This is a genomic window from Halobaculum magnesiiphilum, assembly GCF_019823105.1.
GTDB classification, from domain to species: domain Archaea; phylum Halobacteriota; class Halobacteria; order Halobacteriales; family Haloferacaceae; genus Halobaculum; species Halobaculum magnesiiphilum.
In genome coordinates this window covers 99,228-120,807 of the sequence record NZ_CP081959.1, presented here as the reverse complement: position 1 = coordinate 120,807, position 21,580 = coordinate 99,228, and the positions used below count along the sequence as shown (strand labels likewise).

The following is a 21,580-nucleotide window of genomic DNA, read 5'->3' as shown; positions in this document are numbered from 1 at the left end:
AACCCCACAAGGGTTCGTCTGAAACCTTGGATGCTTGTGTAATTGGTTTCACCCCCGCCCGACTTCAACCCCACAAGGGTTCGTCTGAAACCGTCCGTGTCGGCGTCAGACACGCCTTCAAGCGCCGACTTCAACCCCACAAGGGTTCGTCTGAAACCATCCGCAGACGGCGGCACCACGGCGTTTCATCCGTACTTCAACCCACTGGGTACACTGAGGACAGCCATCTCCGCCGCTGAACCCAGGAATAGACCGATCGAACCTCAGGTCAAGTAGATGGTTCTACTCTCTTCTCGGTCCTTCGCCGTGATTCTCGAGATACGTCTTTGCGAACCTCCGCCAGTTCTGTTCTAGGTACTCATCGGCGTCCCACATCCCTCCGATGTCAACGTCGAAGTCCTTGTCATCGGTTCCGACTTCACGGTAGTACCTGTCCACGTGAATCGTCCCTTCCTCGTGTTCGGAATTGTCGACCTTCGCAACCTCGACTCGGGTGCCATCTGCCTGCGCGAAGAAGAGAATGACAGCGAAGGAGTGGATGTTGTTGATGCTCGGATCGGCGCGCGCGCCGATCTGGAATTCGATTCCTCGATGCGTGCCTGCTGGATACAGGTAGTCAAATTCAGATTGCATAGTTATGTCTAGAGTTTGCTATTTGCCGACCAAAGACTGCCCTCAATATATACAACGTGTTTGATTGCCTTAATTATTCCGATTTTGACTGTTGTGGTGTCAAGATACCCCTCAATCCCCTTCGAGAACGGTGCTGGCAAGATTTATATAGTTGTGGTTACTACACAACGGTAACGGAGATAGAATATGTCCAACGTAGATTCCAGTGACGCGAAAGCTCCCCGTGATCCTGAACAGAACGACGGTACTGAGCTGCGCGCTGAGATGGCCAGATCCCTTGCACGTGGTGGCATGACCGGAGTTCAGGTCATCAGCTGGGAAGCTGCAGATGAAGTGCTGACACCCAGGCGTCGTGAGTTGATTGAGGCTCTCCGCGACTCCGAGGTCGAGTCAGTTCGAGCACTCGCCCGCGAGGTGGGACGAGACAAGGCACAGGTCAGCCGCGATCTCGGCGTGCTTGCAGAACATGGGGTAATCCAATATGAGAAGAACGGCAACGCGAAGCAGCCGCGACTCACTCAGCAACACATCGTCGTCGAGCCTGTTGTCTGACTTCTGCAGTTGGTCTCACTGACCGCGTTTTGATCTACCAGAGTCGCCATCCTTGCCGCGTTCAGTGATTCCTCGTCGTGGAACGACTGTGAGTCATCACCCAAGCAGACGTACGGTCGGTAGTCGCGGTATCAGGGCCTTCCACGACTGCGCCTTGCTCGTAGCCCTCGCTCATTCCTCATCTCCGTAGTAGTCGTCCGTCGTCGAGGCAGACCTAGCGTTCATCTGCACCGCGAACGAGGCGAGCCTGTCATCTTCTGCGATAGCCCAGTACCGCCCGCGGTGGCGGACGAGGCCGCGGTCCTCCAAGCGCGACAACGCAGCTCCAACGCTCCCGCGCTTGATGATTGTCGCATCGTGAACCTCCGTCTGCGTGAACGCCTGTTCGCTGTTCTCGGCGAGGAACTGGAGGATGCGATACGGTTGCGTCCCCTCTTGGAGGTCGAGGATGTCCGCAGGCTCCTCATCGAATTAATCGATGCTAATGGGCATATGTAATAAAATCTGTAATGTATTTGCGAGGTCAATTCGCGAGAGGACCTAACGAAGGGAAGTGCCGACCGTTGAATTGGCATACACTGAGACGAATTAGACGAAGGAGAGGCAGTTCCAGATCAGCACCCGCCGGCCTGAAACACACAGTCACGAAATAGCCAAGGCTGCCTCCACTCTGATTGGGGGTGTGTCACTCTCCCCACTCGGTCCACTCTGATGGGGGGTCACTCAGAGTGTTCACTCTGCACGGGGGTCTGGTCGTGAACAGGATTGGATGGCCACGTACACACTGGAGAACCGGGAAGAACGCGAATGTGAGTCCCTATACTTCACGTTTGAACCGAGGATTAATTACCCGCACTCGACCTAAGGATTTCTCCCGTCTGAATTGTGGAGCTTGTCTGTCCGGGTACTCCATGCTGTCCATTAGCGGTGAATTCCCCAGACGTACAGCTTGATTATCGCCTCACCTCCCGTCGGAGTGTGGGCCCCCCTTCGGAGTGTGGGGGGTACCTTCGGAGTATCTTTAGTAACAAACACCCCTTCGGAGTGTGGGGGATACCTTCGGAGTGAGGGGGCCCCATCGGAGTGCAACTAGGACCTCTATCGAGATGTTCCGATTGTAGCCCACACACCTCTATCGGAATGTTTCCGGCCACTTCACGGCATCTAGTTGGCGAATTCCACCGTGCCACCCGCCTCTATCGAATTGTTCGAGATGTCCCAAGGAGGGCCTGAGCTGAACCTACAACGATTTGTTCAATCTCATATTGGACCTCGGTAGAGAGCACATCGAGGATCAATTTGAACCACCGATGCGGTTGAATACGCCCACACCACCGTCGCGTTCGTAACGGCGTCAACGAACTCTCTCGAACGATCTCTCCTCGAAAAGAATTATCGGAGCGACGGACGTTTGCGCAATTGTCACCAATCATGGCGGCGAGTACTCCCGACGCTCAAAATTTTTAGACTGAGATATTGGCTCTCTGGACGCTTGTACACCCCATTTACACTCTGCAGGGGGGTCCCCTCACATCGGCACGGAGGTACTCGAATATTGCTGTAGTGATTCTCAACTTTCTCGTGCGTTACGATGTCTCCCCCGGACTTGTCAAACTTGTCCGAACACCCCCTCCCTCGTACTTTGACTGATCTGAACTCTGATTCCATTTCTACGACAGGCCGCACATTGGGATCGTGTCCGTAGGTCGAGGTATTCTATGAGATTTGTCCGAAGGGCCCCCCTGTGGGTCACTTATCCGAAGTTTCCGAACAGGGAGTGGTTCGGTGACAGACGTGGCTGCTTGTCTGATCCCATAGTGGGAGTGAAAGTGGCTACGCACCCCCCGTGGGAGTGGCAGGAGTGACACCCCCCTCGTGGGAGTGAAAGTCGAACCCCCGTGCTGAGTAGAGGGGGGAGATCAGAGTGAAAATCTGTAACCCACACACCGCTACCGAAATGTTCTGAAGAGCGGCCCCACGCAACATTCAGAGCCTCCCAGATAGGCCTCTATTGAATATCACGAGGGAGGCATCAAACACGGGTCAGCTAGTCACGACAGCACGTGCCTGATACAAGTAATCGAGACCCGAGTTGGCTCCTGCTCGCTTTTCTTTTTCAGAGATTGACTCCTCACAGACACTGAGCAATTTCGAGACGCCATCACGGCGAAGTTCCAAGACTGTCGCAAACTGACTGATTGAAAGACCGGTATTGGATACCTGGTAGGAGGCTTCCATTTGCGGTATCCCCCCCGATAGCGAGTCACGGGCGTCAATAAGTTGCGACCGAGCTGCGTCGTACTGAGACTGTTCGTGGGCATGGATCCCCGCTTCGATTGTCTTCGCCGTATCAAAATAGGCTTGCTGAGCAGTAAGATGCTGATCGAATAGATCGCGCTGGCCATGGAGTGATTCAATCACTTCCTGCTGATTTGGCACTAGTTGACCAGTCTTTGAGGTGACCGCGTCAGGATCTATTTCTGCCTGAGTAAGTCGTATAATGGACTCCTCGAACGACTCAAGGTCGAATGCAGCAGCGGGTTCGTACTCTAAAGACTGGTTGTGATAGAGAACAGCGAGTTCAGATTTAGCCACCCGTCCCGAGAGAGCCGCCCCGGTTTTAAACGCCGCTGCAAGCGTGTTGTAATATTCTATCGCAGTACGAAGAGCGGAGACCCGCTGCTCAGTTTGTGGCCCACCTGAGCCATACCGGTTGAGAATATCAGTCACCGATTCTACCGCCCGAGTAATTTCGTCGTGGAGGGTGGAGGTTTGCAGTGGATTGACCACATCTGCATCGTTGATCCGTTCAGCTACCTCTGAAAGCCTAGTTTCGGCCTGTGCTAGGTGGTTCGAGTCTTCTGATTGGCTGGAACCCGATGGGTTGAGGAGCATTGATCCGCCGCCCAAGACGACAGCACCGAGCAATATCTCTCGCCGGCCGATTTGTTCACGAAGGTCCTCAAGATCGTACCCATCAGTAGAGCGCTCCGAATCTCCCACTACAGTTTCATTCTATCTACAATGTTTAAATTATTCCGGAGTAACTGGTCGTTAGTGGCAGAGCCAAACCCGGAGCGACTGACTGATGTTCAGTCCAAAATCCAGTCTGGACTGCGAGCACATGCTCGCGGCGAGCGACGGGTTCAATCAGTCAAGCTTGCCGATGAACTGGCGTCGATCCATGATCAACTCAACGAAGCCGAACTGCCGGTCGTTGACGAGACTGCCGATGTCAGGGCGTTCTTCAGTGATGTCGACCGAGATCTCCAACGGACGCGGAAGACGCTCGAAGTCGTAGAAGATAGCCTTCAGACAGGGTTGGGCCACAGCAAGTTGGCCCGTATCGCAATGACTGGCGGGCAGCTAAATTCCGGTGTAGCACTGATCATTGCCGGCCATAATCTCCTCACAAGTGCGGACAAACTGGATCAGGCGCACACCTCCATCGGGTCAATCCAGGATATCGCTGCAGAGCGGTTCCACGACTTCTACCGCGCCCTTGGTTTGGTCGTTGCGGAGGCGATTTTGTTCACCACGCCACTCAACTATCGAATTGCGTGGAAAGGAACGCGATTTCTAAACAATAAGTTCCTGTATTCACTTCGTCACAGTCGGTTCTCGGGATCGGTAGATGTGGCACTGAAAGGTCTTCATCGGCTGATGCTTAGTGAGATCCATTACGTGATTCGAGGGATTCTGCCAGCGGCACTCCGAACCCCTGATGAGTTCGTAACGTATCTAACCTCGATGGCTACGCAGACACTCTCTATACTCCGTGATTTCGCAGATCTGAGCTTGAAAGAGGTTCCATCCAAAGCCGAAGAAGTCGTTCACGAGTACCGGACGTTCGCTCAGGATACGTACGACGTTGTGACCGCTGATGTTGATCTGGAGGCAGTAATCCAGGACGTGGTCAAGCAATTCTCGAGAGATATCGACCTCTTCACTGTCTCATCTCCCCACGAGGATCCGAACCTGTAGTCGACGATATGGGTTCGTCCCCGAGCTGTTCGTTTGATTATTTCTGGCCACAACGTACCTCAGATTTGAAATCTTCCAATATTCTACCGTCTCAATGCGTCTATCTGTCCTAAACACTCGCAAAGTGGGGTGTGGTAGTGATTGATCAGAACAGTTGGTTCTGAAATTCTAATCTCCAGTATTTCGAAGGTTTAGGTCCTATGAAGGCACTAAACACTCGCAAAATGGGGTGTGTGGAAGCCACTCACAAAATTTAGCACAATTCTAGTACTGGGAGTCTCGCAGAGTCAGGCTGATTTAACGACAATCGAGCACCAGTAGAGGTTGCAGCGCATTCTACCGGAGATCTGAGCTGACTGTGAGGCTAAGAAGTGTCTGTTGAAGTGAAACCTCTTCCGTTCGATTTTCGAGTGAAAGACACACCCGCCTCTATCGATTTGTTCGAGATGTTTCCGTACATAGGACTCAGATCCGAACTTGTCCGACCACCCCCCATAGGAGTGACTCGCCCCGACTGCAAACTTTCATCCCATCGGTACGAGGTCTTAATCCATGGTTGACATCATCAATTTCGTTCGTTCTTGCCTTCTGGAGTGGTCAGAGGTAGTCGCTGGACTCGGTTCTCTTGGTCTAACTACTGGTTTGGTCTACCTCTACAGTCGGCAGACCTACATCCAAGAGAAGGGAGTATCTCAGTTGAGATCGCCTCGGCCAACCTGAATTCCAAGGAGAAACGACCCGCCTGCTAGCAAAATCGCAATTGACACAGGAGCTAAACGGTCTGCGGAAGAGATGCCTCCAATGACGAGAAGGAGAAGAGCGGCCTGAGAAAGAAAGATCCCCACCTGAGCAGTGGTGCTCGCAGCAGTGGCATTCAGCATATGTTCGCCATCACACATATAAGAGAAATAGATGCCGGTAGGGTCGGGTCTCGACAAGTGCGATAACTTCGTCTGCGACAGTTATGGATTCGTCGTCGCCGCGCTCGCAGTACTCACTGAGTTTCGCGTGGAAATGTGCCATCTCGAACGCCACCACAGCTCTGTTCGCGGTGTAGTCCTTGTAGGCCGGCAACGTTCTTGATCGGTGACTTCAAGACGTACAACGCCTCCGACTGACGCGCCGAGCGGTCGTGAACACGAGTGGAACGGTGCCACGGCGTAGATCAGCAGTTGCTCGTAGCTGCCCCATCCCGCGTTCTCAGTAATGCTGTATTGTGTGGTTTTCCTGTCGCTCCGCTAACTTCAACAGATGGCCGCTCCTCAGGATGACCATGGACTGCCCCGCGTGCGGGTGCCCTGTCACCCTCGAGGTCGGACCGGAACGGCCGCTTTCGATGTCGCTGTCCGACGCAGTCCTTGCAGCGGAGGAGGACGAGCGCATCGAGGTTACCCGAGATTGTTGGGACTGTGGGTGGCACGAGACGCGACAGATCCTCGTTGAATCCATCGACACAATCGCGGGCGACGAGGCAACCGTTGAGCGAGCCGCACTCATCGACGAGATCACCGATGAACTCGCGGGGATCGATCAGGTAGCGACGCTCGAGGAACTCCTCGCAGAGACCCGGCGGCAACGGCGAACTGAGGCAAGCACGGCTGATACGGATAGCGATAGTACAGAGTGACTCGCAATGCCGGATGCTGAGCCCCTCTATGACGTTCGTGAGGAAACCGGGAATCCCGAGCACGCATCGGTCGACGATGTGGTCGAACGGGCGCAAAACCCGCGAGCCGATCACGAAGACGCACAGTCCGATACGGCGATGGCTGCTATCATCGATACTTACGAAATTGAGTCGGTCCGTACAGTCGTCCAGCGCATCCTCATCGACGACGAACCGTTCCGGACCGCCACAAATGGCCTTGAGATGCGTAACGTCGACGCTGTTCGGATCGTGACGGCCGCCATTGGTTCATCAATGAGGTAGACATCGACGACGGCGACGCGATGACCGTCGACACCACTGACGGAGATACCCGATGACTGGGACACTCCACGCTATCTATATCGTGGTCTGATCCCGACGGTAGAGAAACGATTAACGGGTGACGTGTGAACGTCGGAAACGTGACCGACGATCTCGCGTATCCTTCTGCCGAACTCATTCTAGATCTCCACGAACAAATCGTGGCAGAAGGCGACACTACAGAGCCAGGCGTTCGGTCAGAAGACGCGATTGCATCCGCGCTGCAGTACATCTCGGAGGGGTACTTCGGCGAAGTACCCGAGACAATTCACCACAAAGCAGTCCATCTGATGCGGCTTCTCGTGGCGGAGCATCCATTCGTCGACGGGAACAAGCGAACAGCGCTCCGAACAGTCGTCGTCTTCTATATGATGAACGGGTACACATTTGACTACGGTGATGAAATTCGCGCGCTCTTGCACCGGTTTGCGACCGACGAAGCTGCGGTCGACACGGACACTGCGGTCATCTACTTCCGCGCATGCGCCCGTCGCAACTGATAAAGGGTCACACTGAGTATCTTCAGCAGAGCAATGGCGTCTAGCACCGATTCCTCGACGGCGGTCGACGACGAGGTCCGCCAGCTGTACGAGCGGTATCAGGCGGCCGAGAGCGACGCCGAACGTCACGCGATCGCTCTCTCGATGGGGAAGCTCGATGGACGCCGTCACGCGGAGATCTACGCAGCCCTCGAAGACGAGTAACTACCTTTCCGTCCTTTCAAATGCGGCATCGTCCGTGACTGGCGATCAGTGATCGGAAACTAACTCATTCGTCATGCAGGCGCGCTCTTGCTCGCGCCCGGTAGTGCGCTCGCGAAGGCGCGAGCGAGAGCGAGTCGCAAGGTCGTTACGGTCGATGAACAGGCATTCGAGAAAGCGGGCGGTCAGGCGGTCGATGAAGATGGCTTCCCGGTCGTCGACGAGACGCCGGAGTTCGAGGCCGCGGTCGAGCAGGAGACGCAGGCGAAGGTGGATGCGAACCATCCGGACGGGATCGCGGACACGAGCGAAGACCGGATTCACGGTGTCACCCTCGAACAGGAGGAGCGCATTCGGGCGCGGGAAGCCGAACTGGAGCGCATCAGTGCCCAGGCCGAGCTGGGAACGCAGGACGGTCGCGAGCAGCGCACGCGGGAGGTCGCCGCGCAAGGGAGCACGAAGCGCCGGCGGGAGTTCCAGAAGCGGGCCGCAAGCGTGGACCCGATGGCCGACCCCGAACGAGAGGATCCCCGAGCGGAGCTCTCCCAGGATCAACTGGCGACGGTGAACACGGAGGCAGACCGACTCGCGACGCGGTTGGATGGCTGGTCGCGTGCGGCGATCAGTCGACGCCTGGCCGAAGCGGTCGTCGACGGCACGGACATGACGAGTGCGGTCGTGCGGGTGTTCGAGGAGTTGCAGACGGCCCCGGGGGGCACCGTGCCCATCGACGCTCTCGAGGACGTCGATCGCAAAGAGGTGAGCATCGAAGGTCGGATCGAAGTGCTCTGGGATAGTGATTCGCCAGCCATCGCTCAAGTTGGACTCATCGCGGACGACAGTGGGAAAACGAAAGTGACGATCTGGGAGAAGTCGAATGCCCCCTGGATCAGGGAAGGCGAACAGGTGCGCATCCACGGAGCGGCGAGAAATTGGTACGAAGGACGCGTCTCACTAGCCGTCACTGGCTGGTCGACCCTTCATTTCCCGGAGCGCGGCCGCTGGTGGGACGAGTAACCAGTCGGCGCAGCCTTCTTTTTTATTGTGTGCCGGACCGACCCAAGCCCCACCGCCCCACCCTCCGCTCCGTGCTCGCTTCGCTGCGCGCGCAGCCACGACCTCAGGTGTCGGTCTGAGATTTATCCCTGAAACCGGGGGAAACGGTGCGCGACCGGGCGTGTTTGTCCCACCCCACGAGGGGTGCGGGCGTGCCCACGCTCGGAGCTACGCATGAAAGTCGAAGGAGACTACACGTGCGACATCTGCGGGGAATCGTTCGAAACGAACGTCGAGATTGCCGGCCATATGCGTTCTCATCAGGTATCGATACCTACTGAAACGATCATCGACGAACTGCAGCGACTAGCCGAAGAGAAGGGGCGAGTTCCAAAGCAATCGGAGATCGAAGAAGATACTGAATTCACAAAAGGCGCAGTGCGCTCAACGTTTGGGAGCTGGGACGAGGGATTGGAAGCTGCCGGACTTGAACCTCGAACAAACGGATATAGCGACGCAGAGATCATTGAGGAGCTACAACGAGTCGCCAGCCAGATCGGCCATTCACCCTCACGAAATGAGTGGCGAGAATTGGGGCGTGTCTCGGCCAACGCAGTCCAGACTCATTTCGGGTCGTGGAACGAGGGCCTCAGAGAAGCCAACTTAGAGACGACCACACAGCGGACCGCCACAAAGGAGGATGTCATCGAGGAGATTCAGAACCTCGCCGCAGAACTCGGACGACCACCGAAGGCCCAAGAAATGGAACAGCACGGAGCGTGGTCGGTGAAAGTCGCCCAGCGATGCTTCGGCCGCTGGAATCGTGCGTTGCGCCGTGCAGGGTTCGAACCCCACAAACAATGGAGTGTCAGTGAAGAACAGCTCCATCGGGAGATCGAGCGCTTAGTCGATGAGCTAGGCCACGTCCCATCAACTATCGAGATGCGTGACTCTGGTCGCTACTCAGTTGGATCCTATGCCCGCCGGTATGGGACCTGGCAAGACGCCATCGAAGCGGCCGGGTTCGAGTATCCCGGCCGGCCAAGCGGCCCAGAGCATCCACTTTGGAAGGGCGGCTACGGAGACATTTCGTACGGACCGAACTGGTACAGACAGCGCAAGCGTGCGCTGGAACGGGACGGCTTCGAGTGCCAGATGCCGGGCTGTCCGATCGGCCGCGAGACCCACCAGGAACGCTGGGACCGTGACCTGAACGTCCACCACATTACGCCGCTTGGCGTATTCATCGATGCCGACGGCGTCCTCGACTACGAACGGGCGAATCGGCTTGAGAACCTGGTCACGCTCTGTCAGCGCCACCATACGATGTGGGAGGAGTTCGCCCCGCTCCAGCCGGATATTCGCTAACCGCGTCCGGTGGTGCTTATCGCCCCCAGCGATGGGTAGCGGGGGCACCACCTTCCCGTCCTACTATGACCGATGACACGACACTCACGGCCCGTGAACGGCTTCGCATTCACCTCCGCGAAGCCCACCGCACGACCGACTCACCAATCGTGGAAGCACAGCTCGATGCCGCACTAGACGCTTGGAACGACCTGCCGCCGACACCGCTGCGAGAGTGTCCCGTCTGTGGAAAAGTCGGACTGCCAGAGCGGATTCAACAGCACCGATGCACAAAATAATAGAGCTGGTATTACTGATAGGTATGAAGGTCAAAACCTCTGATCCGGAATCAAGGGATAAACAGCAAGTTCTCCAGAACATCCGTGAGGACGCGAAGAGCGAGAGTGGAGATATCCACACCTGAGTCGATAGGAATGAACCACTGGATGAATACCTGGACTGTTGCAAACCACTGGACCGTGAACTAACGCTCTCTGCAACGTAATCTAATCAGCGGCCTATCGCAGGCATCTTGGGAGTGACTGTCTGTTTCAGTAGTTCTATTGGAGGTGAATTCTAATTGTGCTATAACTGATGAGACGGCGGACCTTCCTTCGGACCGGGCTCGCTGTCGGGGTGACAGCGACGCTGGCAGGCTGTTCGAACAACGCAGAAGATGGGACTAAAACAGGTTCACCAACCGGCACAGCAACTGACACCGCCACAGAGACAGCGTCACAGGCCGACGAAACGACGACTGCAGAGGAAACCGCAGACGACTCAGAAGTCGACAGACCGGCCAATTATCGCTGGGACATGGTTCCTGGCCGGAATAATGAGATCCGTAGCCGACTGGGACAGTACGCTGAGGAAAGCGTAGGAGGAGTCGTCCAGAATCATCCTGCATTCGAATATTCTACAAGCAGAGATGTAGACAACCAATCTATCGACTTTGAAGGCTTGAAACTGTTCCGAGATGCCACATTCGACCTAATGGCTAATGACAACCCGGAAAACCCTATGGAGCAGATGGTACAGGCCTATGTCGACGAAGATTTATTTACAGACGCGAAGACTGGAGGTTTCTTCGCCCAACATGATTTGGACGCACCGACACAGTACGATGCAGAAGGATGGTTGAATGCGGAAACAGTCGCAGACTCACTTGACTACGGACATAATCTTGCCGTAGCAATCACATGGGAACAAGCAAACAGAACACCAGATACAGTAGAGGAAACTGCAGCGGTAATAAGAGAAGCCTACAAGAGACATCATGACTTCGATGTACTTGCCTGGGCTACAACGATGGGTAGCCGTACTAGAGAGGATATAAACGACCCGACAGGTCTTCTATATTCTCCAGACGATGATACTCTCAGGAACTTCAACTTTGATACCGATGAAGGTAACGGAGAAGACTCCCGACAGATGCACGCACCAATCGAAGAATGGAGCGTTATACAGGGAGAAGGACCAAGCGGAGAAAGTCGCTACCACCCGCTACTATTCCATACTGATCGACGTATGAGCGGCCAAGCATCAGATTTCATGGAAGCAAAAGAGATTGCTGCAAACACGGTCAGAAATATAGCTTCTGGTCCTACTCCTAGAAACAAACAGGTAGACCTTGAACACAATTATTCGATGACGACGGGGATGACAGAGCAGTTGAGCCGCACACTGCTCGAATACAACAGTAACGATGCAGACTTTGAAGATGTATGGAATCTTGCAAGCGTCATAGAGGATGTACGAAGAAGAGATGGAAACTACATCTTCGATACCGCTGATCAAAATGATGACTACAGTGGATTCTTTGATGGCGGCTTCGCAGTCTACGAAGTAGAAGACGACTCAGTAATCAACGAGGTCTGGCAAGACGAAGCAGGTCAATACGATAACTTCGGCCAAGTCTACGACGAACTTGCGGCCGTCTGAAGGGACCAGTCACTGCGACTGTATTGGACAGTCAACCGGAAAATGATATTGCAGACACCCCTAATTCGATTTCCGGACGTTATAGGACGAATAGTGGTCCTATAGACGTCGACCTCGGCAATCATAGGGTTCGTCATCCAGTACTCAGTGTACTTCAACGACGTAATTCAACCACTGTAACTCCTGGTATAGACGGTTCAAACCGGCAGAGAGTCTATTTACCCCTCAATGGGTGAGGGGCGCGCTGAACTGGCGGGTTCCCGAAACACGGTGAGAACGATGGCAACTAGAGACATCTACGAAACTGGCTTCGACGAAGACGTCCGAACGGAATCGAGTGCGAACCAGTGTCCCGAGTGCGACGGCCGAGTCACGACGAACGCGGTCGAAACGGTCTGCGAGGACTGTGGGCTGGTCATCGACGAGCAGCGCATCGATCACGGGCCGGAGTGGCGGGCGTACGACGACGAGAGGCGTGAGCGAACGGGTGCTCCACTCACGGCGGCTCGCCACGATCGCGGCCTGTCGACGGAGATCGGTCGCGGTACCGACGCGAAGGGGAACGAACTCTCGGGGCAGAAGCGACGGCGACTCGCGCGGATGCGCCGTGAGCAGACCCGGGGGCGCTGGCGGTCGAAAGCGGAACGGAATCTCGCCCACGGATTGGGCGAAGTGCGTCGGTTGGCGAGTGCGCTCGAACTCTCCGATTCGGTCCGTGACCAGGCGTGTCAGCTCTTCCGGAGCGCCCAGAACGAGGATCTGCTTCGAGGCAGGTCCATCGAGGCCATCGCCGCGGCCAGCATCTACGGGGCATGTCGGTGCAACGGCCTCTCGCGGTTGGTGGATGACGTCAGCGAGATGGCTCGCGTCGCGGAATCACGGGTCACGAACGCGTACAAGACGCTGAACGAAGAGCTGGGCCTCCCCGCCGAGCCCGTCTCCCCCAGCATGTTCGTGCCGCGTCTCGCTTCGGACCTCGAGTGTCCGGACGAGATCCGACAGCGGGCCCGAACGCTCGCAGAGCAGGCCGAGGAGCGCGGCGTCACGACGGGCGTCCATCCGGCTGGGTTCGCCGCGGCCTGCCTCTACAAGGCTGGTCGCGAAGAGGGGCGATGGTTGACGCAATCCGAGGCCGCGGACGTGGCGAACGTCACCGCACCGACCATCCGAACACACCAAAACGTGCTGGGCGAGTTTTCTACCTGAATCATCGTCGGTGGAGACTTTGTCACGTCTAGAGGGATTGCTGAAAGTAGATGGGTTGGAGAATATCCTACATCTGATGCCCCTCGTGTAGCGCGTGACGGAGTAGCTAACCCGAAATGGTTGGTGGAGACGAAGCACTCATCAGACTCGTTATCCTGTCTGGAACCAGTGACGCAGGAGATCGTCGAGGCCCTGTTCGTTGATCCCTTCGCCGTAATGAACACGGTTGGGCTCGTCGCGTTCGCCCTTGTCGGGGCGACCAAGGCAATCCGCGAGGAGTTCGATCTATTCGGTGTCGCGGTGGTCGGCCTCGCTACGGCATTTGCAGGCGGGATGACCCGGGACCTCCTCGTCAATCGGATTCCGCTCGCGCTCAGTACACCCACCGAGATCGCCCTCGGATTGCTCGGTGTCGGACTAGCGGTTGGAGTGAGTGCCACCCTCGAGTCAGCCGACACGCATCCGGTGACACAGTTCTCGGATGCGATCGGGCTCGCCGCGTTCACAACGACAGGTGCTATCGTCGCAACGCAGGCCGGCATCCCCGCCTTCGGCGTCGTCGCGATTGCGACTATCAACGCGGCCGGGGGTGGTGCTGTGGCCGATATCCTGCTGGATCGCTCGCCATTTATCCTGCTCGACGATTTCTACGCCAGCTGTGCGGTACTGGGTGGGAGTGCATACTGGATGATCGTCGCTGTCGGAGGGGCGAACGGAACCGCTGCAGCGGTGTGCGCAGCGATGGTTGTAGGCACACGAATTGCGGCACTTATCTACGGCTGGTCACTTCCGACTGCACAGGTACTGGGACTAACACGAGAGTAGCGCCTCAGGGGCCACGGAGATGAAGACAGAGAGAGCGGAGGTTATCGGCGTTCCCAGAGCGGCCGATCATCACCGACGGACTACCGTCGGTCTGACAGCATTCAGAGCCAGTCCTCACCCCAAGCGTCAAGCGACTCGAACACGGGACAGAGGGCATCTCCCTTCTCCGTCAGCGTGTAGTAACTCGCCACCGGCGACTCGAACTCCTTCCGGTTCTCGATGAACCCCTCCTCCGCTAAGTCGTCGAGCACCCGCGAGAGCGTGTAGGAGCTGGCGCCCGTCGAGCGTTTGAGTTCGTTGAATCGCTTTTCACCGTCGCGCAGGTCGTTCAGGACGATGAGCTTCCACTTCGCTCCCATCTCCTCGACCGCTCCGACGACGTTGCAGACGTCCGCATTCCGCCGTTCGACCTCGGTGTCTTCGTCCGTGTCAGCCTCGGGTGGTTGGGTCGCCATTACTTGGTTACACTATTGTTGCCTGAGCTATATATAGGTTTGGGAGCAAACTAGGTAATGTAATGGAACTACAACACTCGACGGTGCTCGTGACCGGCGCAACCGGTAACATGGGTCCGTACGTGACGGATTCGCTGATCGAGAGCGGCGCCGACGTCGTCGGTACCTACGTCACCGAAACGGCGAGAGATGAAGTAGCGACCCGCGCTGAACACGCCGATGCAGTATCGTACTACCAGGTCGATCTAACCGATCAGGCGGCGGTCGACGCCTTCGCCGAGACGGTTGTCGATGACCACGGATCGGTCGATCACATCGTTGGCCTCGCTGGTGGGTTCTCGATGGGCGGCGTCAGCGATACCGACGCCGATGCGTTCCAGGCCGCGTTGAATCGCCACGCGACGACGGCGTTCCTGACCGTTAAGGCCTTCGCGGAGCACCTCGACGAGCACAGCGGAGTCGTTCTGTTCAGCTCTGACCGCGCCATAACCCCCGTCGGCGGGACGCTCGCGTACGACGTCGGCAAGGGCGCGGTTCGAACGCTGACTGAGTCGCTCGATGTCGAACTCGAGGCCCGCGTCAACGCCGTGGCTCCGTTCCTCATCGATGTCCCGGGGAACCGCGAAGCGATGCCCGACGCCGATTTCTCGGAGTGGACGGCACCGGAGGCCGTCGTCGACGAAGTTGTTCACCTGCTTTCGAACGCGGGTGTTACGGGGCAGATCGTCCAGCTGACCGGTGGGCAGCCGGGGGTCGAGGACTGATGGCGCTGGAGACTGCAGCTGGTGGGCTCGCCTTCTTGGTGGGCCGCGTCGTCTTCGGCGTCCTGCTCGGGTTCATGGGGCTCGGTCACTTCACGGGGCTCGACGGAATGAGTGGCTACGCCGAAGCAAAGGGCGTTCCCGCCCCGCGGCTCGCCGTCACCCTGTCTGGCCTCATGCTCATCGCTGGCGGACTTGCCATCGCGCTCGGAGTCTACCCACTCGTTGGTGCGGCAGCGATCGCGCTATTCTTCCTGGGCGTGACGCCAGTCATGCACGACTTCTGGACGGTCGATGACCCCGAACAGCGGCAGTCTGAGATGACGAACTTCCTCAAGAACGCCACGCTCTTCGGCGCAGCGCTCGTTCTCGCAGCATTCAGTAGCACCGCCTGGCCGTACGCGCTCAACATCGGTCTCTAAGATGTCTCCCATGACCACGCAAACAAATCCAGACGTACTCCCCCAGGAGGCACACATCGGGCGGACCGCGCTTCGCGTCAACGACCTCGAAGAGCTAACCGGGTTCTACCAGGATGTCGTCGGCCTCAGCGTGCTTCGCCGAACCGACACCGAGTCAGTACTGGGTATCGATGACACGCCGCTCCTCGTCTTAGAGGGTGATGCAGACGCACTCGGACGACACCAATCGGCAGCGGGTCTCTTTCACAACGCATTCAGAGTCCCCTCGCGTGCGGCATTAGGCGACGCGTTAGCCCGCATTCAGGAACACTGGCAGCTCGGTGGCGCGTCCGACCACGGCGTCAGTGAGGCGCTGTACCTGACCGACCCAGAAGGCAACGGCATCGAGATCTACCGCGATTACCCCCGTGAGGACTGGCCCCGCGCTGACAACGGGCGCATCCGTATGGGTACGTATCCTCTCGATCTCGGCCCGTTGGAAACCGCAGCCGCAGAAGCGTCAGGATTTCCTGCCGGAACGGACGTGGGGCACGTTCACCTCGAAGTGTCCTCGCTGGAGGCGTTCCGCGATTTCTACGTGGACACACTCGGGTTCGAGATCCAAACAGAAGTGCCAGCCGCCCTCTTCGTCGGGGCTGGCGGCTACCACCACCATCTCGGGGCGAACACGTGGCACCACAGAACGGGACCGGTCAGCGGACGTGGACTATCATGGTTCGAAGTGCTCGTGCCAGACGACGACTCACTCGAAGCAGTTCGGGAGCGGCTCGTAACCGGTGATATTCCATCCACCGAAACGGATGAGGGGGTCGTTGTTCACGATCCTGATGAGATCGAGATCCGCATTCGAGCGAACTCATCGAACCAGTAGCGTAGACGCAGGCAGTATTCGACGATCGAGAACCACTCTGTAGCACGAACAGGCCGCTTGGAGCGGTGCTATAATTTAAACCGGAAGACGAGCCAAATTCTCGGCAGATCGAACTATGGAAGGTCACTACTCTGATTTCAAGGAACTCCGACCGACCGGCGAAGCCACCCACATCCCAGACGATACACTTGACGACTGCGGAGGGGAAGAAGCCCAGCAACAGCGAGTAGCATCGAGCAGTAGAGGATATCCCAACCAGGCAACTACGGAGATCGAATGCCGGTCCTGTGGGGTATCCATTCCGGCGACGCAGACGAAGTGCCGATTTTGCCTCACCAACCACGTTGACGGCACTTCCTCAGTCAACGCGAACGACGCTCCAGAACAGACCCTCGTCGGCATCGTCCACCTGGTCGTCGAGTCGACCACGTTCTACGGCGCCGTGGCGAAGGGCGGCGCCGCAGCGAACCTCCTGTCCGCCAACGAGGCGGAGCCGGCCGTCGACGACTACACCCTCATCTACGATCTCGACGAAGCACCGGCGCGCCAGCTGGTCGAACAATGGCCCTCACTCCCCGACGCGGTACAGGAGTCGTCAGCGGGGGGAGAGCGGCTTCTCAGTGCCGCCCGTGACCGCGCTGGATGCCTCGGGCAGGGATCGTCGGAACGTCAGGAGCAGGCCCCGACGCGGCTCTACGACCAGCGTGGGGACGGCATCCGCAACGCGTCGCGTCTCGACGCTGTCCTCGACGACGCCGACGATGCGGTATGGCTGGTTCCAGCGATGGCGCTGACCGAATCTACTGGTGAAGCTGCGGCTGATCGCCAGGCGTCGTCGGTACCGACGACGCAGGAACTCGACTGTCAAACCTGTGGACGGGCGATCGACCATCGGTTCAAGACCCACGAGTCGGTCCCGGATGCGGCGTGGACGGGGCAACCGATCTGGGAGTGCCGGGTGTGTGGCTCGGTTCGCTACGGCCCCATTCTCGAGTAGGGCCAGGCGTCGGTTAACCAACAATCTGCGAGTAAGGTCGAGGTTCGTTGGTTAAGAATGGGGTCTCCTGCAAGCCCGACGCCAGTCTCGATGGTGGGTCTTTCCGCGCCGGCGAGCGGTGAGGCGCTTCCGATGGACCAACAGTTCAAACAAGGGTACCGGATGCATCGTATACTCAGCAATCTCAACCGACTCGACGTCGACCGATTGGACGACGCGGATCGAGAGCGAGTCGAGACCGCGAGAGACCTCCTAGAGGAGGTGAGCCTTCTCACGCGGCCGGGCGACGGAGCCGGGGCGGACGCCCACGCAGATTCCTAACTGGAGTCGTCGGCCACGCCCGGGGAGGCAGCTCTCGCGTCGGTTTATCGCCCCCGACAGGGGTGCGGGGGCGACCCCGTGAAGTCCAGACATGGCGACACTACAAGCTGCGACGACGTCGACCGGCGCGATCGTATCGGATCCACAGGCAGTCCGTGAACTCTGTGAGAGCTACTGCTTCGGGACGCTCGACTGGGAGGTGACCGAAGGCGGAGAGCTCACCATCTGGGGGTACGATGACTTCGAGGTGTACGAGGCGCTGGAGAACGGTCTCCCGGACTACGAGGGCGGTATCGTGACCCACGAATTCCTGCGAGGACTCGCCGACCACCTCGAAGCCGACGAAGAGTTCGATATCCAGACAGCGGGGTTCACCAAGTGCCGCTTCCCTGTGCTGGCGAAGCGGTACGTCGTTCGCGATGGCGAAGTCCTCCACGCAGACCTCAGTTCCCCCGACCCGATCGACGAGTAGCAGTAGTTTCCGATACTGTTTCTTTATTTAGAGTGAGAGCTGAAACAGCTGGTCAGTACAGAGCATAGATGCATCAGAGCGGTCACTACAGGGACGTGAGCAAACGGAGTGAAAACGATCTCCGGCAATTATATTGGATTAATTAACATTTGCGGCGTCTTTCCACTGGTTCATAATGTCGTTGCTAAGACGGCCAGAGTCGTACTGGAAGCGTTTCCCCGTTTGGACGCCTTCGGCGACCTCTTTTACGTCATCGGCATAATCCGGGTCCCAGCCTTTTTCAGCGACTAACCAGGCTCTGATTGCTTCAGGATCGAAGCTGATGCCGTTGCTATGGAGGGTTTTGAAGATCTCGATACAGGTAGCACGATCTGACGAATGCGTGATACCAGTCGAGGTGTTGACCAATGCATCGAGCGTGTCGACAGCTTCCTTGGCGATCGGATTCTCGATTTCTGGTGCATCGCCACTCGCATCTGATTGGAGTGCTGACGCGCCCCAGGTATCGATCCAGAACTGGACGGTGTCCTTCGACCAAGGCACGACGAGCACATCGGTCACACCATACATTCCGTCAATCTTGTCCAGCAGGTCTTTGTCTGGGTAGATAGCAAGGACAGGACCGCTTTGCCACCCCGATGGATCAATCCGTTTCGTCATCAGCTGGATCTCTGCTTCACCGACGCCGACCGGCTTCTTTTTATTCAACGCCTTTGCTGCCTGGTCACCGATCACAGTAGATACGACACCGTCCAGCTGCTTTTTCGTGTTTACTGCCAAGACAGCATCTCGTTTCTCTTCATGCTGCTCACCGAGCTGTTGCACCCACGCGAAGGCCAGTTCGACAGCCTCCTCATTTGGCCCCTCGGAATCGATGAACCAAGATGTCCTGTCGTTTTGACTCATAATTCGGTGCTTCTCAGCAACTCTTGAAAAATCAGGTGGGTATGTCTGATTGAGGCTGCTCTCCTACGACTTATAATACTGGTCTGTGAATACTTGCAGTGATAGGATGTCGGTTGGGCAGTACGTGACTGAGCGGTTCATCGGGAAGCTCATCCTTGCCTGGCTTGCTGCCTTGATTCTCGCAGGGATCGGAACCGTCTATACACCTTTTTCGCTCGTGGAGATTGCTGGTGTGATCGGTATGTTAGGCACTCTGGGTATTCTAGCGATCCAAGTCCACAACACGTCGAACAATAGAGTCGAGCCGGAGGACGCTGGCGAGTACGTGGACGGGACTGATCGGTCCGATACCAGTGACGATGTGGTGAATGGGGATGGAGATGGGGCATCGACGGAGCATGACGTAGGTGCGACAGAGGGGTTATCGGCGACCGAGCGGCGGGTCCAGAATGAATTGATCCGTGAGTCATATCGTAGGTTTACAGACCGGCCGTTTACGTTCTGGCCGAGTCCACAAGGTGAACGGCTACGCAGCTATCTCAACGATGAATTCGAGGACGTTGATGAGGACGTGATCGATAAGGTGTGGCGGTTCTCAAAGGATGATGGGTTCTTCAAGCGGCGGCCAGGGAAGCGGTCACTGACGATTACACCGACGACGCTGTGGCGAGCAAAAGAGTTGGGTGAGGAACTCTTGTTGGATGACGCGGTTCAGGATGAAATCCTGGACGTGTTACTCCAGTCATACCGATCGGATCCTACCTATCCCCGGGTTGATCGTGACGAATTGATTGAGGCAGTGGGCCGGTCGTCAGACGTCGTGGATCATAACCTCTGGTTGCTCCGAGAGAAGGGATACGTCGAGACACAAGCCTACATCAATTCGAGTGACGGCGGGTACAGTGAGGCGGAGATCACCAAGCTCGGGCGGCAGGTCAGTCAGTAACCCACTTCAGTTGAATTGACGTTCAAGGAACCGCTGAGCCGCAGTCTGAGACATAACTTCCCACGATGGGAAATCCGTGTGCTCGTCGACATAGGTATCGAACTCATCCTCCGGGATGGCCTCGAAATCGTCCTCGTCCTCAACATCCCATTGACTTGCCTCAAGCAACGCTTCGAAAGAGTCGAATTCTGTGTACAGCTGCATGAACTCCTCTGTGAACAATTGCTCGAACGGGATCTCATTCTGCTCGTTCATCCGGAGCCCTGACTGCTCCTCTAACGCCTTCTCTATGTTCTTCTTGAACTCGCTGGCGTCAATATCCATACACGCATTTACACTGACTTCGTTCAAATAACTAAGCAATTCTACTTACCGATTTAGCCGCCCCGATTTCACTATTCATCCCGAATAAAGAAGCCTCGATAGGAACTACTGGTGGCGTTGTTCGTCCCCCGAGAGGGGTGCGGGGCGATCCAGTCGCGGTCGCCCCGTGAGGTGATTGCTCGATGGGACACCGCGCACTCGTTGCGTACGAACGCACAGACGGACAGTACACGCTCCACTACAGCCATTGGGGTGCAGCGAACCTGAAGCTCAAGCACCGAATCTCGGCTGAGACGCCGTTCGGTGGCGACGACACCGACTCCAAGTGGGCGAAACAGCTGCTGGCGGAACTGGCCGATGGCCTCGAGGCAGATGCGGTCGACGGCTACCTCGCCGGCGAGGATCGACCGTCGACGGTCGTCGAACCGAAGCCCCGCGCCACCGGGCTCACCCTCGACGAGATCGTCGCTGACCATCTCGACTACCTCCACCACGAGGCGTTCTTCGTAGTGTCGACGACGTTCGAAGTGACCGCCTATCGGACGCTGTGGTTCGGCCTGCAGTACGAGTCGAAGACAGTCGAACAGGGTGAGACGGTCGGGAATGGCGCGCTCGCGACGGTGCGCTGGTACGACGGCGAGCCGGTCGGCGATGGCCACCTGCAGGGCCAGTTCGCGGCCCTCAAAGACGTCGTCGGCGACATGATCGACAAGGGTGTCTTCACGCCGTCGACGGCGAGACAGTACCTGAAGCGGAAGCTCGCTGAGCGGGTCGGAGACCGACAGGAGCTGCTCATTCCGACTGGTGAATCTCCCTTCGAAAAAGCCAATCTCGGCAAGTCGTAGAAAATTTGCTAGAGGGCAGAACAGCTCTCCTCACCTGTTTACAGGTGATTGCTACTCTCGACCGCTACCTTAGCGCTGGGGGGACTTGTCCTATACAAAAGCGGGG

The 21,580-nt window shown here is 57.2% G+C and carries 26 protein-coding genes and 1 CRISPR repeat array (1 of these 27 running past the window's edge); of the genes, 20 read left to right on the top strand and 6 right to left on the bottom strand.

The annotated features are described in order from the left end of the window. Positions 1-157: a CRISPR direct-repeat array (repeat unit 30 nt; unit sequence ACTTCAACCCCACAAGGGTTCGTCTGAAAC); it reaches 1,313 nt to the left of the window's first position. A 125-nt stretch (positions 158-282) separates the two neighbouring features. Beyond that, positions 283-633, bottom strand: a complete 351-nt coding sequence (locus K6T50_RS15890) for a DUF7718 family protein (protein WP_222609141.1) — start codon at positions 631-633, stop codon at positions 283-285. Positions 634-819: 186 nt separating this feature from the next. Here K6T50_RS15890 and K6T50_RS15885 point away from each other — a divergent pair, with 186 nt between their 5' ends. Next, positions 820-1,185: an HVO_A0114 family putative DNA-binding protein gene (locus K6T50_RS15885; protein WP_225935449.1), complete on the top strand. Its 366-nt coding sequence runs from the start codon at positions 820-822 to the stop codon at positions 1,183-1,185. 171 nt (positions 1,186-1,356) lie between these two features. On the opposite strand, the gene K6T50_RS15880 is transcribed toward K6T50_RS15885, so the two are convergent. Further along, complete coding sequence (locus tag K6T50_RS15880; protein ID WP_225935455.1) at positions 1,357-1,635, bottom strand: MarR family transcriptional regulator; 279 nt, start codon at positions 1,633-1,635, stop codon at positions 1,357-1,359. Between the two features lie 1,593 nt (positions 1,636-3,228). Beyond that, positions 3,229-4,188, bottom strand: a complete 960-nt coding sequence (locus K6T50_RS15875; protein WP_222609140.1) for a hypothetical protein — start codon at positions 4,186-4,188, stop codon at positions 3,229-3,231. 54 nt (positions 4,189-4,242) lie between these two features. On the opposite strand from K6T50_RS15875, the gene K6T50_RS15870 reads away from it, so the two are divergent. From K6T50_RS15870 to K6T50_RS15825, 11 genes are all read left to right on the top strand, one after another. Beyond that, on the top strand, positions 4,243-5,169 hold the full coding sequence (locus tag K6T50_RS15870) for a hypothetical protein (protein WP_222609139.1): 927 nt from the start codon (positions 4,243-4,245) through the stop codon (positions 5,167-5,169). Between the two features lie 912 nt (positions 5,170-6,081). Next, entirely contained in the window at positions 6,082-6,252 is a 171-nt protein-coding gene (locus tag K6T50_RS19305; RefSeq protein WP_425601412.1) for a DUF7558 family protein, read from the top strand. A gap of 190 nt (positions 6,253-6,442) precedes the next feature. After that, on the top strand, positions 6,443-6,796 hold the full coding sequence (locus K6T50_RS15865) for a DUF8105 family protein (RefSeq protein ID WP_222609138.1): 354 nt from the start codon (positions 6,443-6,445) through the stop codon (positions 6,794-6,796). A 6-nt stretch (positions 6,797-6,802) separates the two neighbouring features. Then, complete coding sequence (locus K6T50_RS15860) at positions 6,803-7,099, top strand: DUF8158 family protein (RefSeq protein WP_425601411.1); 297 nt, start codon at positions 6,803-6,805, stop codon at positions 7,097-7,099. A 140-nt stretch (positions 7,100-7,239) separates the two neighbouring features. Then, complete coding sequence (locus tag K6T50_RS15855; protein WP_222609137.1) at positions 7,240-7,638, top strand: type II toxin-antitoxin system death-on-curing family toxin; 399 nt, start codon at positions 7,240-7,242, stop codon at positions 7,636-7,638. 33 nt (positions 7,639-7,671) lie between these two features. Continuing rightward, on the top strand, positions 7,672-7,842 hold the full coding sequence (locus K6T50_RS15850; RefSeq protein WP_222609136.1) for a hypothetical protein: 171 nt from the start codon (positions 7,672-7,674) through the stop codon (positions 7,840-7,842). An 87-nt stretch (positions 7,843-7,929) separates the two neighbouring features. Beyond that, a complete protein-coding gene (locus K6T50_RS15845) occupies positions 7,930-8,856 on the top strand; it encodes an SOSS complex subunit B family protein (protein WP_222609135.1) in 927 nt (308 codons plus the stop codon). Positions 8,857-9,069: 213 nt separating this feature from the next. Beyond that, a complete protein-coding gene (locus K6T50_RS15840) occupies positions 9,070-10,203 on the top strand; it encodes a homing endonuclease associated repeat-containing protein (RefSeq protein ID WP_222609134.1) in 1,134 nt (377 codons plus the stop codon). 573 nt (positions 10,204-10,776) lie between these two features. Beyond that, positions 10,777-12,123 carry a twin-arginine translocation signal domain-containing protein gene (locus tag K6T50_RS15835; protein WP_222609133.1) on the top strand — a complete coding sequence of 449 codons (1,347 nt, stop codon included), beginning with the start codon at positions 10,777-10,779 and terminating at the stop codon, positions 12,121-12,123. A gap of 279 nt (positions 12,124-12,402) precedes the next feature. Continuing rightward, on the top strand, positions 12,403-13,329 hold the full coding sequence (locus tag K6T50_RS15830) for a transcription initiation factor IIB (RefSeq protein WP_222609132.1): 927 nt from the start codon (positions 12,403-12,405) through the stop codon (positions 13,327-13,329). A gap of 216 nt (positions 13,330-13,545) precedes the next feature. Beyond that, positions 13,546-14,154 (top strand): trimeric intracellular cation channel family protein, encoded by a 609-nt coding sequence (locus K6T50_RS15825; protein ID WP_425601415.1) that lies wholly within the window; start codon positions 13,546-13,548, stop codon positions 14,152-14,154. 101 nt (positions 14,155-14,255) lie between these two features. Here K6T50_RS15825 and K6T50_RS15820 read toward each other — a convergent pair whose 3' ends face one another. Beyond that, the gene (locus tag K6T50_RS15820; protein ID WP_222609130.1) at positions 14,256-14,609 is read right to left on the bottom strand and encodes a winged helix-turn-helix transcriptional regulator; all 354 of its coding nucleotides are present in this window, start codon (positions 14,607-14,609) and stop codon (positions 14,256-14,258) included. An 83-nt stretch (positions 14,610-14,692) separates the two neighbouring features. Between K6T50_RS15820 and K6T50_RS15815 the strand changes: the two genes are divergently transcribed. From K6T50_RS15815 to K6T50_RS15790, 6 genes are all read left to right on the top strand, one after another. Then, on the top strand, positions 14,693-15,373 hold the full coding sequence (locus K6T50_RS15815) for an SDR family NAD(P)-dependent oxidoreductase (RefSeq protein ID WP_240009746.1): 681 nt from the start codon (positions 14,693-14,695) through the stop codon (positions 15,371-15,373). After that, positions 15,373-15,792, top strand: coding sequence for a DoxX family protein (locus K6T50_RS15810; RefSeq protein ID WP_222609128.1), 420 nt, complete (start codon positions 15,373-15,375; stop codon positions 15,790-15,792). The genes K6T50_RS15815 and K6T50_RS15810 overlap by 1 nt, the downstream gene beginning before the upstream one ends. A gap of 10 nt (positions 15,793-15,802) precedes the next feature. Continuing rightward, positions 15,803-16,663, top strand: coding sequence for a VOC family protein (locus K6T50_RS15805; protein ID WP_225935448.1), 861 nt, complete (start codon positions 15,803-15,805; stop codon positions 16,661-16,663). A gap of 115 nt (positions 16,664-16,778) precedes the next feature. After that, positions 16,779-17,660, top strand: coding sequence for a biosurfactant protein 1 (locus tag K6T50_RS15800; protein WP_222609126.1), 882 nt, complete (start codon positions 16,779-16,781; stop codon positions 17,658-17,660). A gap of 132 nt (positions 17,661-17,792) precedes the next feature. After that, the gene (locus K6T50_RS15795; protein WP_222609125.1) at positions 17,793-17,981 is read left to right on the top strand and encodes a DUF8012 family protein; all 189 of its coding nucleotides are present in this window, start codon (positions 17,793-17,795) and stop codon (positions 17,979-17,981) included. Positions 17,982-18,072: 91 nt separating this feature from the next. Further along, on the top strand, positions 18,073-18,453 hold the full coding sequence (locus tag K6T50_RS15790; protein ID WP_222609124.1) for a hypothetical protein: 381 nt from the start codon (positions 18,073-18,075) through the stop codon (positions 18,451-18,453). 138 nt (positions 18,454-18,591) lie between these two features. On the opposite strand, the gene K6T50_RS15785 is transcribed toward K6T50_RS15790, so the two are convergent. Then, positions 18,592-19,359: a DUF1889 family protein gene (locus K6T50_RS15785; protein ID WP_222609123.1), complete on the bottom strand. Its 768-nt coding sequence runs from the start codon at positions 19,357-19,359 to the stop codon at positions 18,592-18,594. A gap of 106 nt (positions 19,360-19,465) precedes the next feature. On the opposite strand from K6T50_RS15785, the gene K6T50_RS15780 reads away from it, so the two are divergent. After that, entirely contained in the window at positions 19,466-20,305 is an 840-nt protein-coding gene (locus K6T50_RS15780; protein WP_222609122.1) for a hypothetical protein, read from the top strand. Between the two features lie 6 nt (positions 20,306-20,311). Here the strand turns inward: K6T50_RS15780 and K6T50_RS15775 are convergent, their stop codons facing one another. Next, on the bottom strand, positions 20,312-20,629 hold the full coding sequence (locus K6T50_RS15775) for a hypothetical protein (protein ID WP_222609121.1): 318 nt from the start codon (positions 20,627-20,629) through the stop codon (positions 20,312-20,314). A gap of 182 nt (positions 20,630-20,811) precedes the next feature. Between K6T50_RS15775 and K6T50_RS15770 the strand changes: the two genes are divergently transcribed. Beyond that, positions 20,812-21,474, top strand: a complete 663-nt coding sequence (locus K6T50_RS15770; protein ID WP_222609120.1) for a DUF6735 family protein — start codon at positions 20,812-20,814, stop codon at positions 21,472-21,474. Positions 21,475-21,580 lie beyond the last annotated feature (106 nt).

What these genes read in the sequence shown, in the direction of transcription:
- K6T50_RS15890 (WP_222609141.1), bottom strand. Translation starts at nt 633, where the DNA reads ATGCAATCTGAATTTGACTACCTGTATCCAGCAGGCACGCATCGAGGA.
- K6T50_RS15885 (WP_225935449.1), top strand. Translation starts at nt 820, where the DNA reads ATGTCCAACGTAGATTCCAGTGACGCGAAAGCTCCCCGTGATCCTGAA.
- K6T50_RS19305 (WP_425601412.1), top strand. Translation starts at nt 6,082, where the DNA reads ATGCCGGTAGGGTCGGGTCTCGACAAGTGCGATAACTTCGTCTGCGAC.
- K6T50_RS15865 (WP_222609138.1), top strand. Translation starts at nt 6,443, where the DNA reads ATGGACTGCCCCGCGTGCGGGTGCCCTGTCACCCTCGAGGTCGGACCG.
- K6T50_RS15860 (WP_425601411.1), top strand. Translation starts at nt 6,803, where the DNA reads ATGCCGGATGCTGAGCCCCTCTATGACGTTCGTGAGGAAACCGGGAAT.
- K6T50_RS15850 (WP_222609136.1), top strand. Translation starts at nt 7,672, where the DNA reads ATGGCGTCTAGCACCGATTCCTCGACGGCGGTCGACGACGAGGTCCGC.
- K6T50_RS15840 (WP_222609134.1), top strand. Translation starts at nt 9,070, where the DNA reads ATGAAAGTCGAAGGAGACTACACGTGCGACATCTGCGGGGAATCGTTC.
- K6T50_RS15835 (WP_222609133.1), top strand. Translation starts at nt 10,777, where the DNA reads ATGAGACGGCGGACCTTCCTTCGGACCGGGCTCGCTGTCGGGGTGACA.
- K6T50_RS15830 (WP_222609132.1), top strand. Translation starts at nt 12,403, where the DNA reads ATGGCAACTAGAGACATCTACGAAACTGGCTTCGACGAAGACGTCCGA.
- K6T50_RS15825 (WP_425601415.1), top strand. Translation starts at nt 13,546, where the DNA reads ATGAACACGGTTGGGCTCGTCGCGTTCGCCCTTGTCGGGGCGACCAAG.
- K6T50_RS15820 (WP_222609130.1), bottom strand. Translation starts at nt 14,609, where the DNA reads ATGGCGACCCAACCACCCGAGGCTGACACGGACGAAGACACCGAGGTC.
- K6T50_RS15810 (WP_222609128.1), top strand. Translation starts at nt 15,373, where the DNA reads ATGGCGCTGGAGACTGCAGCTGGTGGGCTCGCCTTCTTGGTGGGCCGC.
- K6T50_RS15805 (WP_225935448.1), top strand. Translation starts at nt 15,803, where the DNA reads ATGACCACGCAAACAAATCCAGACGTACTCCCCCAGGAGGCACACATC.
- K6T50_RS15800 (WP_222609126.1), top strand. Translation starts at nt 16,779, where the DNA reads ATGGAAGGTCACTACTCTGATTTCAAGGAACTCCGACCGACCGGCGAA.
- K6T50_RS15795 (WP_222609125.1), top strand. Translation starts at nt 17,793, where the DNA reads ATGGACCAACAGTTCAAACAAGGGTACCGGATGCATCGTATACTCAGC.
- K6T50_RS15790 (WP_222609124.1), top strand. Translation starts at nt 18,073, where the DNA reads ATGGCGACACTACAAGCTGCGACGACGTCGACCGGCGCGATCGTATCG.
- K6T50_RS15785 (WP_222609123.1), bottom strand. Translation starts at nt 19,359, where the DNA reads ATGAGTCAAAACGACAGGACATCTTGGTTCATCGATTCCGAGGGGCCA.
- K6T50_RS15780 (WP_222609122.1), top strand. Translation starts at nt 19,466, where the DNA reads ATGTCGGTTGGGCAGTACGTGACTGAGCGGTTCATCGGGAAGCTCATC.
- K6T50_RS15775 (WP_222609121.1), bottom strand. Translation starts at nt 20,629, where the DNA reads ATGGATATTGACGCCAGCGAGTTCAAGAAGAACATAGAGAAGGCGTTA.
- K6T50_RS15770 (WP_222609120.1), top strand. Translation starts at nt 20,812, where the DNA reads ATGGGACACCGCGCACTCGTTGCGTACGAACGCACAGACGGACAGTAC.